This is a genomic window from Streptomyces sp. BL1 (assembly GCF_057628045.1).
Genome location: NZ_JBXYWZ010000002.1, coordinates 986,082 through 1,002,820 on the forward strand (window position 1 = coordinate 986,082; position 16,739 = coordinate 1,002,820).

Genomic DNA, 16,739 nt, shown 5'->3' on the forward strand with positions numbered 1-16,739 from the left:
AGCCCCGCTCGGGGTCCGGGGCGGAGCCCCGGTTCCTTCCCCACCCACAGTGGGGTCCGGGGCGGCAGCCCCGGTTCCTGCTCCCCTTCCGCCCGGAGGGCGGAGCCCCGCATTTCGCGCGGAGCGCGGTGGGGTGCAGGGGCGCGGCCCCGCTCGGGGGCGGGGGCGGAGCCCCGGTTCCTTCCCCACCCGCAGTGGGGCCCGGGGCGGCAGCCCCGGTTGCTCCTCCCCTTTCCGCCCGGAGGGCGGGCTGGGGGCCGGGGCGGGAGCCCCGGAAGAAACGGGTAGGGGCGGGTCCGGGGCCAACCCCTCACCGCGGCGCGTGCGTTGGGTGCGCGGGGACGTGGCCTCGCGGCTGGCGGTCCGGTGTGCCCACCCGTTCCGCCCCTTGGGCGGACCAGCTGCCCACACCTCGGCGGGGGTCAGAGTGTTGTTGTGTGGTCCCAGGCCGCGAGCGCGGCGCTCCGCGCCCGTGCGCCGTCGGCCTCGTGGCCGAGCGTGCGGAGGGCCGCGGCCAGGGACGTCAGGGACGCGAGGACCACGTCGCGATCCGCGGCACGCCCGTAGTGGTTGACGCGGATCATCTCCTCGGCCAGCGCGCCGCCGGCCGCCTGGACCGGCACCGCCCCGTCGGCGGTCAGCGCCGCAGCCACCACCTCGCGCGCGTCAAGACCTTCGGGCGCGCGTACGGTCGTCGCCGCGGGCGCCGCGTCCTGATCCCGCGTCACATACGGGGACAGCTCCGGGAGTTCACGTACACCGGCACGCAGCGCGGCAGCCGCCGCGCGGTGCCGGGTGAGCGTCGTGTCGAGGCCCTCGGCGGTGACGCGGTCGACGGCCTGCTCCAGGGCCAGCATCTCCAACTGGGCCGGGGCGTGCGGCAGTGCGGTACGGCCCGCGTCGGTCCACCGCTCCTTCCAGTCCAGCAGCGACAGGTACGAGCGGCGCGGCGCCTGCTCGTTGGCCGCGATCCGCTCCCAGGCGCGGGCGCTGACGGAGACGGCGGACACTCCGGCGGGTCCGGCCAGCGCCTTCTGGCCGCCGATGACGCACAGGTCGACGCCCCACTCGTCGGTGAGCAGCGGCTCGGCGCCCACAGAGGCGACGGCGTCCAGCATCAGCAGCGCGCCGTGCTCGTGCGTGACGGCGGCGATCTCCGCGACGGGGTTGGTGTTCCCGGTCGCCGCCTCGGCGTGCACGAGGCTCACGAAGTCGATGTCCGGGTTCTCCCGCAGCGCCTGCGCCACCTGCTCGGCCGAGACCGCGCCGGTGAACGGGGCGCTGACGGTGACGACATGGGCGCCGCACGACCGCAGCCAGCCGCCGAACGTCTCCCCGTACGGCCCTGTGATGATGTTGAGCGCGGTGCTGCCGGGCCGCGCCGCGGAGCGGATGCACGCCTCCAGCGGCAGCAGTGCCTCGCCCTGCATGACCACGACGTCGGCGCTCGTCCGCATCACGGAGGCGACCTTGTCCTCGATCCGGGCGAAGTCCTCCGCGGTCAGCGGCGGCAGGTCCAGGGCGTTGAATCCCACGGTCACGTTGGCCTTCCAGCAAGTTCACGCCGTGCTGCCACGGCATCCGATCAGTCCGAGGGTACGGGTGGGCCCGCCGCGTCCCGCGTACGGGCCCGACATGGGCCCGTCAGGCGCCCGCCGCTGTTCCTGTCATGCGGGCGTCCGGTCCGGGTCGGTGAGTTCGAAGTCGTGGCGCAGCGGGCGGCCGGGCGTGTCGAGGAGGACGAAGGACGCCTGCGGGGTGTGGCCGGGCACGGCCGCGATGAGGGTGTAGCTGCCCGGCTCCAGCCCCGTGACCTCGTAGACGCCCTTCACCGCGCGGACGCGGCCGCGCCGTTGTCCGCTGGAGCTGACCACGGTGACCGAGGCGTTGTGCCCCGCGGGGTGGTCGGCGCAGCGGACCGTGCCGGTGACGGAGCACAGGCCGGCGCCGCCGCGCGTGCCCGCGGGGGTCCGCTGGGCGGGTACGGGTGCCGGAGCGGGAGTCGCGGGTCCGGTCGCAGACGCGGACGTGGAGACCTTCGCGGGTCGGGCCTGCGGCTGGGTCTGCGGTCGGCTCTGCTGAACCGGCCGCGCCTGCTGCGGTGTTGCGGACTGCTGCGCCGCCGGCGTCTGTTGCGGCGTTGCGAACTGGCGCTGCGGCCCGCCCTGTTGCGGGAACTGTGCCGGGCCCGGGCGCGCCGCGCCCTCGGCGGGCAGCGGCGCGGTACGCATGCCGCGGGTGGCGCTCAGGCTGGCCAGGCTCTCGTCCAGCGCGGCCAGTTCACCGAGCGCGGCGTCCAGCAGGGAGCCGCTCGGGCCGCCCGGGGCGCGCAGCCCGGCCTGCACATCGCGGATCAGCGGTGTGACCCGCGTCCACTCGCCGCCGCTGTCGCCGGAGGTGATGTGCCGGTCGAGGGCGTCCAGCGAGGCGCTGAACGTGGCGAGGATGTCGGCGAGATCGACACGCAGGCGCGGCGCCATCTCGATGTCGGTGTCGGCCGTACGGGCCAGCCGGCGCGCGTGGCTGGTCGCGTTGTCGAACAGCGCGAGCAGATTGTCGCCGGAGCGTCCGCGAACGCCGCGCGGCAGCCGTACGACCGGCCGTACCGCGGCCTGCAGTTGGTGGTGCGCGGCGTCCACGGCGCGGGCCGCGCCGCGCAGCCGTACGGGGCTGTCGGGGTCGCTCCAGCGTTCCCGGGTGCCGTCGAGCAGCTGCTTCACGGCGTCGATGTAGCCGCGTTCGGTCTCGCGCAGGATCCGTCCCGTGGACAGCGGGAGGATCAGCGCGGCGGCGAGGGTGGCCAGCACCATGCCGACACCGTTGTCGATGAAGCGCTGGGTGAGCAGCCAGTCGAGGCTGCCGGGCGTGGTGAAGCCGTAGAGCTGCACCAGCGCGGTGACCAGTCCCGCGACCCAGATCGCGTACTGCCGCTGCATGCCCCACGCGCCGACCGCGACCGCGGCGACGATCACGACGAGGCTCCACACCACGTGCGTTGTGCCGATCAGATCGTGCAGGGCGATGCCGAGTACGGCGCCGATGACGGTGCCCACCAGACGGCGGGCGGTCTTGCGTACCCGCTCGTGGGTGGTGCTGGTGCCCGTGAGGGCGATCATCACGCCGATGATGCCCCAGTAGAACTTCTGGCTGTTGATCTCCTCGGCGATCGGCAGCACGATCGCGCCCGCGACCGCCGCCTGCACCGCCGCGCGGAAGGCGGGAGTGAGGTTCGGACCCCTGCCGTCGGTGGCGACCCGCTGCGCCGCGGAGGCCGCGCCGGCCGGGCGGCCGCCTTCGAGGGCGACTCCCGTCTGGAAGGGGACCTTCGCACCGGCCGACGGTGTGCCCTGGCCCAACTCGAGCCAGTGGGCGAGATGTCCGGCCAGCGCGTCCAGCAGATCGGCGACACGGCGGGCCTGCGCGCGCGTCTGGTCGCTGTCGTGTCCGGCCGCCGCCTCGGCCTGCGCCCGGATCCGGTCGGCGGCCGGGCGGAGCGCGTCGGCGCGGCCCAGCGGCGTGTCGCGGGTGAGGACCAGGGCGACGACGAGCGCCTCGCGCAGCGCGGGCGACACGGTGGTGCGGTCCATCTCCTGTACGGCCTTCCCGACGCCCTGCAGGGCGAGTTCGGCGTCGAACAGGTACTGGTGCAGCTGCTCGGCCAGGTCCGGGTCGGCCGCGGACTCCGGCTGCGCGAGCCGCCCGTCGACGGTGAGGGTCACCACGTTCATCCGGGCCAGGGCGCGCCGCATGCGCTTGACCGCGCGTTCCGGGTCGGCGTCCACGTCCAGCGCGGACGCGGCGGCGTCCGCGAAGCGGCGCGCCTCGATGACGAACGCGCGCTGCGTACGGATCAGATCCTCGCGCGGCATCGGATAGCAGAGCACGAGCCGTGCGACCACGAGCGCGATCACGACGGCGAGGGCGATGACCGCCAGGCCGGCGAACGCGGACGGCGGGATGCCGACGATGACGCCCGTCAGATACGCGGAGAAGAACACGGCGGACGAGTACAGCCCGATCTTGCCGAGCCGCATCATGTACATCTGGCCCGCCAACACGAGGACCAGCAGGACCAGTTCGACCGTGTGGTAGTTGTGCAGCGCGGCGCTCAGGCCGAGGCCGCAGCAGAACGGGATCACCGTCCACAGCATCCACTTGGCGACCCCGCCGGGCGTGTTCTCGCCCACGGTGATGCTCGTGATCATGCCCTGCATGCCGCCGACCATCAGCCCGAACATGACCGGCGCGCCCAGCAGGACGGCCATCCCGTACCCGGTGGCCAGGCCGGTCACCATCGACACGGCGGTACGCCAGCCCGTCTGCAGCCGCCCCAGCCCTGGGTCGGCCGCGAGGATCGCGTCCCACCGGCTGCGCGCGGCACCGACGCGCTCGGGTACGTAGGGGCGGGTGGCGGGTGGCGCGGCGGGCGCGGTCAAGTGGCCTCCGTATCCAGTGCGTTGATGAGGGTGGTGACGGCCTCCCGGGCCGCCGCCACCGCCTGTTCCGGGTCGTCGACCCGGCTGCGCAGGCGGTCGAGCAGCACGGCGGCGGTACGTTGCCGGCCGACTTCGAGCAGTTCCTCGCCCGCGGCGGCGAGCGCGTTGTTGACCGCGCGCGCGTCGTGCGCGCAGCGGCGGCGTTCGACCAGTCCGCGCTCCTCCAGCTCCCGTACGACCACCGTCATACGGGGCTGGGTCAGCCCGTTCCGCGCCGCGAGCTCCGTGATGCGTCGCGGCCCCGCCTCCAGGGAGGACAGCACGGTCGCATGCGTCCGCGACACGCCGAACTCCCCCGCAGCGAAGAGCTCCCGCGTAAGCCGCCCGAGCCCCACCTGAAGCCCCCTGGCAGCCCGGGCGACCCGCTGCTCGTCGCCACCCAGCCGACCGGGGTCCGGCTGAGCGGGCAACGATGAATGCATAGGCCAACTATATAGTTGGCGGGGCCCGGGGCCCAAATTGGGTCAGCCAATTTGGGGTGGCTGGCGGTCCGGCCCGGGGGCCGGTCGGCGCGGGACCGGCGTTCGGCGCGCCCCGCCGCCGTACCGGCCCGCGCGGTCGGTTGACTCCGGCCTCCTGGGCCGGTCAGTGGAGGGGGTGGCGCATCAGGATGCGGGGGTGGCCGGCCAGGGTTGAGGTGGTGTCGGCGGCGTGGACGAATCCGGCGCGTTCGAAGTTCTTCCGGAGTCCGGCGTACGCCATCGTCATGTCGACTTTCGCGTCGCCGTTGTCGAGGGGGTACGCCTCGACCACCGGCGCGCCATGGTCGCGGGCGAACTCGACCGCTCCCGCGATGAGGGCGTGCGAGATTCCCTGTTTCCGGTGGCCGGGGCGTACGCGGATGCACCACAGCGACCAGACCGGCAGGTCGTCGACGTGCGGGATCTTGCGGTTGCGGGCGAAGGCGGTGTCCGCGCGCGGAGCGACGGCGGCCCAGCCGACCGGCTCGTCGCCGTCGTAGGCGAGCACCCCCGGCGCGGGGTCCGCACGGCACAGCTCGGCGACGTACGCGCCGCGGGCCGGACCCCGGAGTTCGTTGTTGAGCTTCGACGGAATCCGATAGCTCAGGCACCAGCAGACGTTGGCCCCGGCCGACTTCGGCCCGACCACAGCCCGCACATCCTCGAAGACCGAAGCCGCACGCACATCGATGGCCATGCCGCCACGATCCCACGCGGGACGCGGCACCGCGGTTCAATACCGACCGGCCCCGCCGGCACGGCGCCTACTCCCCGCCCGCGCCGGTGAATCCGACGAGCATGAAGATGGCCCCGACGAAGACCCAGCCCCCTCCGACGACGCGCATGACGCGGTACGTGGTGTTCGGCGTCACAGGGTTGAACCTGGCCAGGAAATCGAACGTCACCTCGGCGAACCCCTTGAAGTTCGTCACCAGCAGGAGCCCCGCACCGAAGAACGCGATCCCCATGAGGGACGGAAATATCCCCTCCCCTTTCCCCTCAGCAGCCGCAGTGTCCCAGGCAGGCTACAGAAGTGTAGTAACCGTTAAGGTGATCGCGACGATGCGGTCGGCGGGATCTCCCTGGCAGCCACGCCCAGTTGGCGGGAACGAGGTGTCGCGGCGGCCGGCCTCCCGCCCCGCTCCCCCACGTAAGGCACTCTCTCCGTGACCGTTTCCCTGCTGTACGCCGCCCTCGCCGCCGGACATCTGGTGCTGTGCGGCTGCGGCATCCGGAGGTGGCGCACGTGGCGGGACCCGCTCGCTCTGGTGCCCGCGGCGCTGTGCGGCGCCCTCGCCTACGACAACGCGGTCATCGCGGTCGGGGCCGCGCTCGGCTCCGGCTCCGTACTCGAGGACCTCAGCGTCCCCCGTTTCGTCCTGCACGCACTGCTGACCCCGTGGTTGATCGTCTGGTCCCGCATGGCGGTGGACCGCGCGGGCATCGCCGGGGCGCGCTCCGGCGCGGTCCGTACCGTCGCGTGGGCGCTCACCGCGGTCACGGTCGTCATGGGTGTGCGCCACGACGTGCTCCATCTCGCGCTGGAACCGCAGTGGTGGGGCGGCAGCCTGCGGTACACCAACACCGCTTCCGGCTTCGGCCCGTTGCCGGCCGTCGTGAGCGGTCTGGTGGTCTTCCTCGCGGGCGTGGCGCTGGCGGTCCGGCGCCGGTACGGGCCGTTGGCCGTGGCGGCGCTCGTCATGCTCGTCGTCTCCGGTGCGGCGCCCCAGCTGCCTCTCGCCGGCAACGCCGCCGAACTCGTGCTCGCCGCGGGCCTGTTGGCCACCACGTACAAGCTGACCGGAACGCCACCGGACCGTACGACCCCCTCGCGGCCCCCGAAGAGCCCCGACGCCGCCTCGAATCCCGAAGCCTTGCCGGCCGACGCTCCCTGACTGCCGATGATCCACCCCTCGGCCGGTGCCGGCCGGCCCCGCCTCCGTGGCCGGTCAACTCTCGTCGAGGGTGAGGGTGAGGCCCCGGAGTTCGTAGGTGGCGATGGAGGGTTTGAAGGTGATGCGGGGTTCGGTGGCCATCGTGAGGGCCGGTTCGGCGAAGAGGCGGGTGAGGAAGATGTCGGTCTCCAGGATGGCGATGGTCGCGCCGGGGCATTTGTGGGGGCCGTCGCCGAAGGCCAGCACCGGGGGCTGCGCGCCGGAGTGCAGGGGGCGGCCGGGGCAGAGGCTGTCGGGGTGGGCGCCGACGGCGTACGGGTCGGCGTTGGCCGGCTCCAGCAGGACCTCGACGAGCTCGCCCGGCGGGACGGTCAACGGGCCCTCAGGGGATGGGAGTTCGAGGGGCTCCGTGGTGCGGCGGCGCAGTGCGCCGACGACGGGCTGAAGGCGGAGGATCTCGTGCAGGACCGCGAGGCGGTCCTCCTCGTCCGCGGCACGGTAGCGCTCCAGCAGCGCCGCGTCGGTGAACAGATGCCACGCGGCGAGGTTCACGAACTCGCGGGTGGTGACCATGCCCGCCGCGGCGAACGTGAGGCACTCCCCCAGGACTTCCCAGGAGGTGCAGCCCTCGTCCAGGAGATGCGAGATGAGGTCGTCGCGGCGGCGTGAGCGCCGGGCCCGTACGGCGGGGCGGACGTCGGCGAGGTGGATGCGCAGCCAGTTGCCGTACTGCCGCGCCATCCAGCGGATGCCGTCGACGCTGGTGAACCCGGGCGTGCCGAACTCCTCGGGGAAGAACCGCTCCAGCCGCTGCCGGATGCCGGGCCTGCTGTCCGTCAGCCCGATCACCGCGCAGGCCACCTCGATGGCGAGGCCGAAACTCAGCTCCGACAGTTCGGCCCGGCCTCTCGTACGCAGCGAGTCGAGCTGGGTCTCCGCGGCCCGGACCATGACCTCTCGGTAGTGCCCGGTCACGCGGCGCGGGGTGAAGAACCGGGCGGTCTGGCGCCGGTGTTCGCGGTGTTCCGGGCCGTCCCGGTAGAGCACGGGGCGGCGGATGCGGGCCGGCATGTTCTCCACCGTCTCCACGCCCAGCCCCGCCTGCACGGTGCCGGTGCTGCGCAGTACGGCGCGGGCCGCCTCGTACCCGCTCACCTGCCAGACCCCGTCGGGGCCACGCCGTACGGGACACCCCGCCGCGGGCTCCGCCGTACCGCGCCCGGCCGTGCCGCGCTCGATCTTCCGCCCGTTCAGCTCGTCGTTCCGCACGCCACGGCACCTCCGGTCCGGGGAGTCGCCGAACTCCCTGCCCGGAGAAGGGCAGTTCGAACCTCGCTTGGCCGCCGACGGCCGGGCGCGGCTCAGGAGGGGCAGGCGGAGGGCGAGCTGCCGCTGTACGTGCGGTAGAGGGGCAGCGAACCGTCTTTCCCCGCCCGCGTGGTGGCCGGATATTCCAGGACAGGAACGGGTTTGCACACTGCCCACTGTGCATTCTTCTCGGGGCCCTCGAAGCCGTACGTGCCGCCGGCCCCTCCCAGGCAGCCGGTGCAGTCGGATCCGGTGACGCTCGGGATGACGAGGGTGTTGTACACGTCGTTCTGCCGCGGGAGACGGCCGGGTTCCCGGTCCTGCGCGCCGTCTTCGTTGATTTCGCTGTACGTACGGTCGACGGCGTGCGTGAGCAGCGCGAACGCGTCGTGGTACATCACGGCGTAGCCGTCTTCGAGGGGCTTGCTGCCCAGGTTGTGTTTCTTCCGAATGTCGCGGAAGCGGTCGGCGAAGTCCGCCATGGCCTTGGGGGGTTGGTTCTTCCCTCGCGCCCACTCCGGGTCGACGGAGGAGGCGTCGACGAGGGTGGCGCGGGCGGTCTTCAGCCCTCGGGTGGGATCCTTCGCGGTGAGGGCGGGCTCCAGACCGATGCCGACCTTCATGATGCGCAGCCTGGGGCTGCGGTCGCAGTCCGGCGCCTGGGCCAGCCTTTCGATGAAGGCGGGCAGGTCCTGGTCGCGGCCCGCGAAGAAGACGGTGTCGTATCCTTTCGCGCAGATCTTGCCGACGGCGTCGTTGAAGCGCCGCGGGATGCCCTTGTCGTCGCCGGTGGAGCCGGTGAAGTTCGTGTTGCGTTCCGCCAGTCCGTACGTGTCGCCGAAATACTTGTCGAAGACCTCGCGCAGATTCTGGGAGTACTGGTCCTCCTTGCGATTGTCCCAGACCATGAACCCCTTGCGCTTTCCCGGATGTTTGTCGAGGTAGAGCTTGAGGGCGCGGGCGAACTCCTCATTGTTCGGAGAGGTCTTGAAGAGGTAGTCGGACTCCAGGTTGGCGGCGGTGAGGACCGGCCCGACCGTGGGAATCTCGTGCTTGCTCAGGGCCGCGACGGCCTCCTTCGTCTGCGGTGTGCTGCTGGGGATGCCGGTCACCCCGACCAGGGGTGCCTCCCGGTCCTTCGTCAGCCGTGCCAGCTCGTCGACGACCGGCCGCCACTGGTCGAGGTTCTTGCCGTCGGGAGCCGGCAACAGCTGATAGTGCGGTCCGCCGGACGCGTTGGCCTCCTGCTGCGCGGCCAAGGATCCTGCCAGCGCGCGGCGGATCATCTCCGGTGTCATCGCGCTGGAGTCGTCCGAGCCGAAAGGCATCATCAACGCCACGCGTACGTACGGGATACGGGCCTTGCCGTCCTCCGGATCCTCCCAGCCCTGCCGCACCTTGGCGTTCTCGTCCGCTATCGACTCCACCAGTCCCTGGATGTCCTCGTCCTCCGTCTCGAAGGCATGCTCGGTGACACCCACGCACTCTCCCCCGCGCTCCTCCAGGTCGTCACCGCACTGCCCGGGGAAGAGCAACGGGATCAGGAACCAGACGCCTGCGGCGACGGCGAGCACCAGCCCTGCGACGAGGGATATTTCGAGCGGGCCCCACTCCTTGGGGCTGCGGCTGCGGAACGGCATGCTTCCTCACTGACTGGGGAGGGGGAAGGGACGCTTCTTCCGAGCGGCCGCAGGCCAGGTACGTGCCGCCTGCCCCAGCACCGCGTGCCAGGACGGGTGGCGGGGCGAGAGGTAGCCCAGTTCGTCGCCGACCGCCTTGCACATCTCCTCGTCCGGTTCCACTTGCGGCTCGGAGAGGTACCACAGGGCGTGGAGCAACCGGTTGACACAGCGCTCGACTTCGTCCTTGTCGGCCCGCCGCGCGTCGTGTTGTCCGAGGGCCACGCGGATGCGCTCGTCGCTCCAGTCCCCGGTCGGCGGCGCGGGCGCCGTGGCGGAGTACTGCAGACAGCTCAGCCAGTGCGCCGCGCCCTGTTCGTCCTGCTCGCTCTGGAACTCCTCCGCCAAGGTCAGCACGACCGTCTCCGCGTTCCCGGACGCCAGGGTGTGCCGCAAGGCGTCCGCCTCGCCGGACTCGCCACGATGTGCGTGGTGCACGCTGAGGAAGCGGTGCATCTCCCGCCACCCGGCACGGGATTCACTCTCAGCACTGGTGCGGCGTGCCTCGTGGACCAGCAGCGTCTGCAGCAGTTCGTCGGCCACCAAGGGCCGGTCAGCCGGTGTCGGCCCCTGCCAGTGCTGTTCCTCGAGATAGTCCACGACCGCGTTGACCGGCAGCTGCTCGGGGCCCTCCAGCCGCAGATACGAGGCCAGCGCCTCCGCGGCCGTCGCGTCGCGAGCCAGACTGAGCAGCACCAGGCGGCCGCGTTGTCGGCTGGCGGGCAGCAGCCGTTCCAGCAGCGCCTCGGTAACTGGGCGGTCGTCACGCGTGCGCAGGTCCAGCAGGTCCCTGGGGGCCACGATGCGTTCCGGTGCCGCGTGCACGGCGGCATCGCACAGTGCGGTGACCGCCGCCGGGTGACCGCCCGTCAGGGAGTGTACGGCGGAAGCCAGGTACGGGTGCAGCGGCCGGACGGCCCGCTCCAGAAGCGGCAGGATGTCGTCCCGCCTCAGCGGGGTGAGCGGCACGCGGAGCAGCCCGGCCGACGGCGAGTGGCCCGTCCGGCTCCAGAAGAAGCCAGACGTCAGGTCGGGTAACTCACAGTGGACGGCGTCCGGTTCGTCCTCGGCTTCGTCACCGAGCCGGGTGGCGACGACGACGAGCTGGTCGCGGTGCGGGTGGCCGGGCCGGGCCCGCTGTTCCAGCAGCAGCTCCAGGAACCGCCGGCCCGCAGCGAGATGGGCGTCGTCCAGCAGGGCCAGCGGCCGGGGTTCGCGGTTCCATCGCTGCAACGCCCCCTGGGCCGCGGCGAGATCGTGCAGGAACGCCGCCATCAGGGTTTGCTCAGCCGCATGCCGGTAGTCGCCGCCCCGGTGTGCCCACTGACCCAGCCGCAGCAGTGGATCCTGCTCCTCCGCCTCTTCGGGGAAGCGCTGCCGGTACCACTCCCGGGCCGTGGCGAGGGGGAACTGCCGGGCATACTCCCGCAGTATGGCCGCGGTGACCGGGTCCTGGCTCTGCGCCGGGTCAGGGGCATCTGTGCTCTCGCCCACGGCCGTGCCCCACTGGTCACGGATGTCCTGCTCGTCGCCGGCCAGTAACCGGCAGGCGAGCAGCAGGCGGGCATGCTGCCGGCAGGCCGCTTCCCGTTCCTCCTCGTTACCCTGGTGCCAGCCGGTCACGGCGAGCAACCCCGGCAGTAGCACACGGAAGCGCCTGCTCAGCGCGGGGGCAAGTCCGCACACCAGCTCCACGAGCACCTCCGGGACGGAGGAGGCGGGCGCGGCGACCGGCCCGCCTTCTCCGGCCGGTACGGCCCACCCGGCCCCCGGTGCAACCGCCGCCACATGGGCCAATGGCAGCCTGCCGTGATAGTGCTCCGCCAGCCCGTTCAGGACGGCGCTACGGCCCATGCCACGCCGCCCGGTCACCAGCACGACCGGCAGATCCCCGCCGTGTTCGCGCGAGACCCGCGCCCGCTCCTCGTAGGCCAGGCCGGTCAAGCGCGGGACGAGTGAGCGCAGCAGCGGATCACGTCCGTACAGTCGTGGCCCTTCCACCGTGCGCATACCCTGCATCCCGCCTCCGTGGTTCGTGGCGCCCGGCGGGTCGCTGCCCGGAGACAAGTGAGACCTCTCCCCCTGTGGCGGAAACCGCCTGCGTGTGCATCAACTTCGCCTGAGTCACCCGAAGTTACACCGATGGCTACCCCGCATCCAGATGACCACACGATTCCCGCGCCGTGTGGTATGAGGAAAGGCGCCCCGTCAGGGGCGTGGATAGATGTCGAGGGATACTCCGTCGGGCAACGACTCGGCGTTGCGGACGTCTCCCGGGTATGTGAGCCGGACGCGCTGCAGCCTGCGGAGCCGCTGGACCGAGGCGAGGTCTAGTTCCGCGGCCTGCGACACGTGGATCTCCTCAAGTCCCGGCATCCGCAAGGAGATGCGCCGCAGGGGTACGGGTGAGCCGGTGCGAGCTCGCACTTCCAGCCGGGTGACTTGCGGGATCTGTGTACGCGGAGCGAACAGCAGCATGCTCAGCTGCTCCGTGGAGAGCGCCAACGTACGCAGCTGCGGCAGGTCGGCCAGGAGCTCGCCCCAACCTTCCGGTACCGGCCGTTCGCCCGCGTCGTGCATGTACAGCTCTTCCAGCTCGCGGCACTCCGTAACGCCCGACAGCGCCGAGGCCCCCGGCGGCAGCGACAGCACGCGCAACCCCCTCGGACGGGGCAGGTCGGAGAAGCCACGCCAGGGAACGTCGGCGCCCAGCAGCAACGCATCGAGCCGGGAGCAGTCTTCGAGCCGTACCAGCGGCTCCAGTTGGGGCAGGCCCTGCAGCGACAGCCGACGCAGACCGGGCATCTGTGCCAGGGGTGCCGGGTCGCGCACGTTCCGGCATCCCTGCAGGACCAGCGTCTCCAGCGCCGAGAAGCAGGAGAGCGTCCCGAGATCGTGCAGCTGGAGTGTGCCGCGCAGCCGGAGTTCGCGCAGACTCCCCGGATCGAGGGCGTTCCGGATTTCCCGCGGGCTGAAGTCGCCGTGCACTCCGACGCTTTGGTAGCCGGCCATGGAGCCGAGGGCGTCCAGTTCAGCCCGGGACCGCACAGTGACCGTCTCGTCGTGTGCCGACTCGAGCAGCGGGCGGATGATCTCCTCGGCGTACACCTCCGTGTCGAACCGATCCCAGTGGCCGAGCAGTTGTGCCCGGACCGCGGACTGGCGGGTGTCCAGGAACTCCTGCAGCCGCGGGATGGCGGCGTCACCGCCGATCTGGCAGATCGCGTGGACGGTCGCCAGCTCCTCATCCTCAGCCAGCCTCTGCGGCTCGGGCAGCAGTCCGAGCAGCAACGGTCCCGTCTGCGCCAACGACCGTGCCTCGCGCAGACTGCGCGGCGGCAGCATCCGCGCGGCCTGCTCCTCGATGGCCTGCCGCACCGCGGGCTCCAGCCGTGTCGCCTGCTCGAGGGAAGCGAGCGCCAGGAGCCGCAGCCGGGACTGTACGGCCGCGTCCGTCTCCCGGTTCCCCCGGTCGCGCAGCCGCATCAGCAAATCGGCGCGTTCCTCGTGGCGCGCCTGCGCGACAGCCATCTGCACCACGTCCTCCCAGTGGTCCAAGTGCGCGTTCTTCACCAGCATGCCGATGTCACGTTCCTCCAGCAGCGCCTGAGCGCCCAGGAAGTCCTGGAAGGTGCGGTGGATGAAGTCCACCGCACCCGGGGTGGGTTCGCGCAGCAGGCCGGAGCGTTCGAGGAGGTACTGAAGGGCGTCTTCCGGCGCCCCCGAGGTCCGCGAGGCGGGGAACTGCGGGCTGGAGCCGGCGGATGACGTCCACCGCGTCGCCCCGGTCCAGCTGGGTGCGCTCGTTGCGTATCAGCCAGTAGGCCAGCCGCGTGAGGGGCTCGGTGGCCGCCCTGCGGTCGAGCTCCGGTCTGCGGTACCGGCCGAAGATCTCGCGCTCCAGGTCGCGCCGCTCCAGCAGCATGGACAGCGCAGCCTCATACAGTGCGGCACGCCCCTGGGGGAGGAAGCCGCGGCGCTCTCGGTGCAGGGCGCACATGAGCCCGCACATCAGCGGGTTGGTCGCCAGCCGGCTCAACTCCGGGCTGCTGCGCACCGCGCTTGCCAGCGACACGCCCAGTTCCGCGGAGGCCTCCGCGGCCGCATGCCATCGCTGGATGAACACGGTCATGTCGGCAGGCCGCATCGCGTTGAGCGAGAACTCGTGGAATCCCTCGCGCCGCAGCCAGCCGTGATCCAGCGCGGAGGGACGCGCGGTGACGAGCCACAGATTGCCGGGAAAGGCAGCCAGCAGCTTCCGCAGCCAGGCACGGGCGCGCGTACGATCCCCCTTGGGGATCTCGTCCACCCCGTCGACGAGGACGACCCCGCGCCCGTAGCGCAGCACCCGCGCCTCCCACCCACTGGGCTGGTCGCCTGCCAGCGGGCAGCCGGCCCACCGCAGGAAGTCCTCGGGCATGGGGAGTTCGGCGCCCTTGCGTGCCAGGGGGCGCAACGGCAGGACGAACGGGACGCGGCCCAGCAGCTGGGACAGCCCCGCGGGCACCCGGTCCTGCTGCGCGGTGGTGAGAGCAAGCCACTGCACCAGCGTCGTCTTCCCCGTGCCTGCCACTCCGCGCAACAGCACCCGCTCGTGACTCGCGAGCACAGCCTCGGCGGGCTCCGCTGCTCGGCCGTCCTCCGCGTCCCGACCGGGACCACCGGGTTCGCCGCCCGGCACCGGGTCGGCCCCGCCGCGCTGTGCCATGGCCTCCAGGCTCAGATACGCGGTCTCCAACGGCCAGTCCTGCCCGTCCGGTTCGCGCATGTCGATGCCGTAAATGGTGAGCCTGCTGTGGTGCTCGACGATGTAGCGCGCGTACCTGTCCTCGAAGGCCGAGTCCTGCGCGCTGACGCCCGGCCACCCCTCCAAGAGCCTTTCCATCTTCTCGCCCTGCTCACGGATCGCGCGGCTCTGCTCGACCTGGACCCGCGCCGCAAAACCTGGACTCGCGCTGAAGAACCGCACGAGATGCACGCACGCCGTCTCCAGCAGCCGGTCGTGGAAGAGCGCCGCGTCCTCGCTCAGCAGCCTGCGGGGATCGGGGCCCGCGTGGCGCGACATCTCACGCGCCAGCACCTCCGGCCCGAGAGCGCAGGCTTGCACGTCGTCCATGTCGAGATCGCCGAGGGCGTGCAGGGTACGGGTCAGCGCCTGACCGACGGCATCGTGCTCGTCCGCGGAGACTGGTGGATCGTGCGGCCCCGCCGCTCGGACGGCCCTCCGGACCAGCTCCCGGGCCAGCTTGTACATGTCGTCCTCGACCAGCGTGCGCTGCTCGCCCGTGAAAGACAGCAACCGGCGCAGCGGAACGGGTCGCTCGCCGTACTCTGCCTCCGGAACCGGCGACCGCATCAGCCGCTTGACCAGCGACACGACCACCGCCGAGGCGATCCGCAGCCCCACAGTGCCCGTGTCCACCACAGTCCCTCCCTTGCGCACACCCCCGGACCGCCGGGCCCACGACCCGGCTGAGCCCAGGCAGGAGCCGGGCACGCCGCGCCCCGCGAACGCCGACGCTCGGCCCTCTGCAGACCTACCCACGGACCCAGCCCGCCATGGCAGCTTGCTCCGACGGTCTCCGCTCCAGCGGGGCGCACCGGCGCATACAGGAGCGCGAAGGCGGCGAGCACGCCCGCCCCTGCCACCCTGCGTAATCGAGAACGGACCGCTGAGGGGCGCCTCGTTGACGCGCAAAAGGTTCGGTTCGGTTCCGGCGTGACGCGAACATGCCGGTCAACTGCCCGGCCTGCCCGGGTATTTCACGGCGCACCGTGCCTCCGGCCCGCGCACTCACGCCACCTGACATCACCCGTAAGGGGGAACGGGCCCGCAGTGTGCCGAACCCGGTCCTCCGCCTGGCTATCCCTGAAAGCGCCGCTTCGTTCCAGCCCTCAGCCGTCCGGCAACGGCACCTTCCACGAAGGGTCCGCTCATGCACACCGCACCCGCCTGGGATCCACGCCAGTACCTCCGCTACGCCGACCACCGGGCCCGCCCCGTACGGGACATGCTCGACCGGATACCCGAGCTGCCCTCCAGAGGACGGCCCGCCCGCATCGCCGACCTGGGCTGCGGGCCCGGCAACCTCACCGTGCTGCTCAGCGAACGCTGGCCGCAGGCGCACATCACCGGCCTCGACAACTCCCCCGGCATGCTGCGCGAGGCCCAGCGCCACGCCGGCCCGACCCCCGGCGGCGGGCACCTGTCCTTCGCGCCCGCCGACGCCGCACAGTGGACACCCGAGGAGCCCTACGACCTCATCGTCTCCAGCGCCGCGCTCCAGTGGGTGCCCAACCACCCGCAGTCCCTGGAGCGTTGGACCGCGTCGCTGCCCCGCGGCGGCACCCTCGCCTTCCAGGTGCCCGACAACATCACCGCGCCCAGCCACGCCCTGCTGCACGAACTGTGCACCGCGCCCCGCTGGCACGCGCGGCTGGCCGGGCACGGCCGCCGCTTCGCGCACATCCTGGAGACCGCCGACTACATGCAGCGGCTCCTCGCCGCGCACTGCACCGTCGACGCGTGGGAGACCACGTATCTGCGGCTGCTCAGCGGCGAGGACGCCGTCCTCGGCTGGGTGATGGGCACCGCGCTGCGGCCCGTACTGACAGCCCTGGAGGACAGTCCCGGCGAGCGGGACGCGTTCGTCGCCGAATACCGGGACCTGCTGCGCAAGGCGTATCCGCCCGGTCCGCACGGCACCGTCTTCCCGTTCCGGCGGATCTTCCTCGTCGCCCACAAGGAGGCCTGACCGGCCCCGCTGCCCACCGGTCCCCGCGTCGCTTTCCCCGCCCTCGCCGGCGGGGAAAGCGATGTCCGATTCCCGCCGGAACTGCCGTCTCCCACAGTGCACTCTCGTAGAGACCGAACACGGAGAACGAGAGGCAGGAACGCGG

Annotated in this window: 12 protein-coding genes; 2 read left to right on the plus strand and 10 right to left on the minus strand. The window is 72.0% G+C overall.

All coding sequences use genetic code 11. The features are described 5' to 3' along the window. Positions 1-422: 422 nt before the first annotated feature. From AC3AGO_RS04630 to AC3AGO_RS04650, 5 genes are all read right to left on the minus strand, one after another. The gene (locus AC3AGO_RS04630) at positions 423-1,541 is read right to left on the minus strand and encodes a pyridoxal-phosphate-dependent aminotransferase family protein (protein ID WP_487818822.1); all 1,119 of its coding nucleotides are present in this window, start codon (positions 1,539-1,541) and stop codon (positions 423-425) included. 126 nt (positions 1,542-1,667) lie between these two features. Then, complete coding sequence (locus tag AC3AGO_RS04635; protein ID WP_487818823.1) at positions 1,668-4,436, minus strand: FUSC family protein; 2,769 nt, start codon at positions 4,434-4,436, stop codon at positions 1,668-1,670. Next, positions 4,433-4,780, minus strand: coding sequence for a MarR family winged helix-turn-helix transcriptional regulator (locus tag AC3AGO_RS04640; protein WP_487818824.1), 348 nt, complete (start codon positions 4,778-4,780; stop codon positions 4,433-4,435). Before AC3AGO_RS04640 ends, AC3AGO_RS04635 begins: the two co-directional genes overlap by 4 nt. A gap of 301 nt (positions 4,781-5,081) precedes the next feature. Further along, positions 5,082-5,654: a GNAT family N-acetyltransferase gene (locus AC3AGO_RS04645; RefSeq protein ID WP_487818825.1), complete on the minus strand. Its 573-nt coding sequence runs from the start codon at positions 5,652-5,654 to the stop codon at positions 5,082-5,084. 67 nt (positions 5,655-5,721) lie between these two features. Beyond that, entirely contained in the window at positions 5,722-5,925 is a 204-nt protein-coding gene (locus AC3AGO_RS04650; protein ID WP_487818826.1) for a hypothetical protein, read from the minus strand. Positions 5,926-6,123: 198 nt separating this feature from the next. On the opposite strand from AC3AGO_RS04650, the gene AC3AGO_RS04655 reads away from it, so the two are divergent. Further along, on the plus strand, positions 6,124-6,852 hold the full coding sequence (locus AC3AGO_RS04655) for a hypothetical protein (RefSeq protein WP_487818827.1): 729 nt from the start codon (positions 6,124-6,126) through the stop codon (positions 6,850-6,852). A 54-nt stretch (positions 6,853-6,906) separates the two neighbouring features. Here AC3AGO_RS04655 and AC3AGO_RS04660 read toward each other — a convergent pair whose 3' ends face one another. The 5 genes from AC3AGO_RS04660 to AC3AGO_RS04680 all read right to left on the minus strand — a co-directional run bounded on the left by AC3AGO_RS04660 (position 6,907) and on the right by AC3AGO_RS04680 (position 15,261). Further along, positions 6,907-8,121 (minus strand): cytochrome P450, encoded by a 1,215-nt coding sequence (locus AC3AGO_RS04660; RefSeq protein WP_487818828.1) that lies wholly within the window; start codon positions 8,119-8,121, stop codon positions 6,907-6,909. A gap of 92 nt (positions 8,122-8,213) precedes the next feature. Continuing rightward, complete coding sequence (locus AC3AGO_RS04665) at positions 8,214-9,800, minus strand: ABC transporter substrate-binding protein (protein ID WP_487818829.1); 1,587 nt, start codon at positions 9,798-9,800, stop codon at positions 8,214-8,216. A 6-nt stretch (positions 9,801-9,806) separates the two neighbouring features. Then, positions 9,807-11,849, minus strand: a complete 2,043-nt coding sequence (locus AC3AGO_RS04670) for an ATP-binding protein (protein ID WP_487818830.1) — start codon at positions 11,847-11,849, stop codon at positions 9,807-9,809. 198 nt (positions 11,850-12,047) lie between these two features. Then, positions 12,048-13,490: an NACHT domain-containing protein gene (locus AC3AGO_RS04675; RefSeq protein WP_487818831.1), complete on the minus strand. Its 1,443-nt coding sequence runs from the start codon at positions 13,488-13,490 to the stop codon at positions 12,048-12,050. Then, positions 13,426-15,261, minus strand: a complete 1,836-nt coding sequence (locus AC3AGO_RS04680) for an NACHT domain-containing protein (RefSeq protein ID WP_487818832.1) — start codon at positions 15,259-15,261, stop codon at positions 13,426-13,428. The genes AC3AGO_RS04675 and AC3AGO_RS04680 overlap by 65 nt, the downstream gene beginning before the upstream one ends. 514 nt (positions 15,262-15,775) lie before the next feature. Here AC3AGO_RS04680 and AC3AGO_RS04685 point away from each other — a divergent pair. Then, entirely contained in the window at positions 15,776-16,594 is an 819-nt protein-coding gene (locus AC3AGO_RS04685; protein WP_487818833.1) for a trans-aconitate 2-methyltransferase, read from the plus strand. Positions 16,595-16,739: the final 145 nt, after the last annotated feature.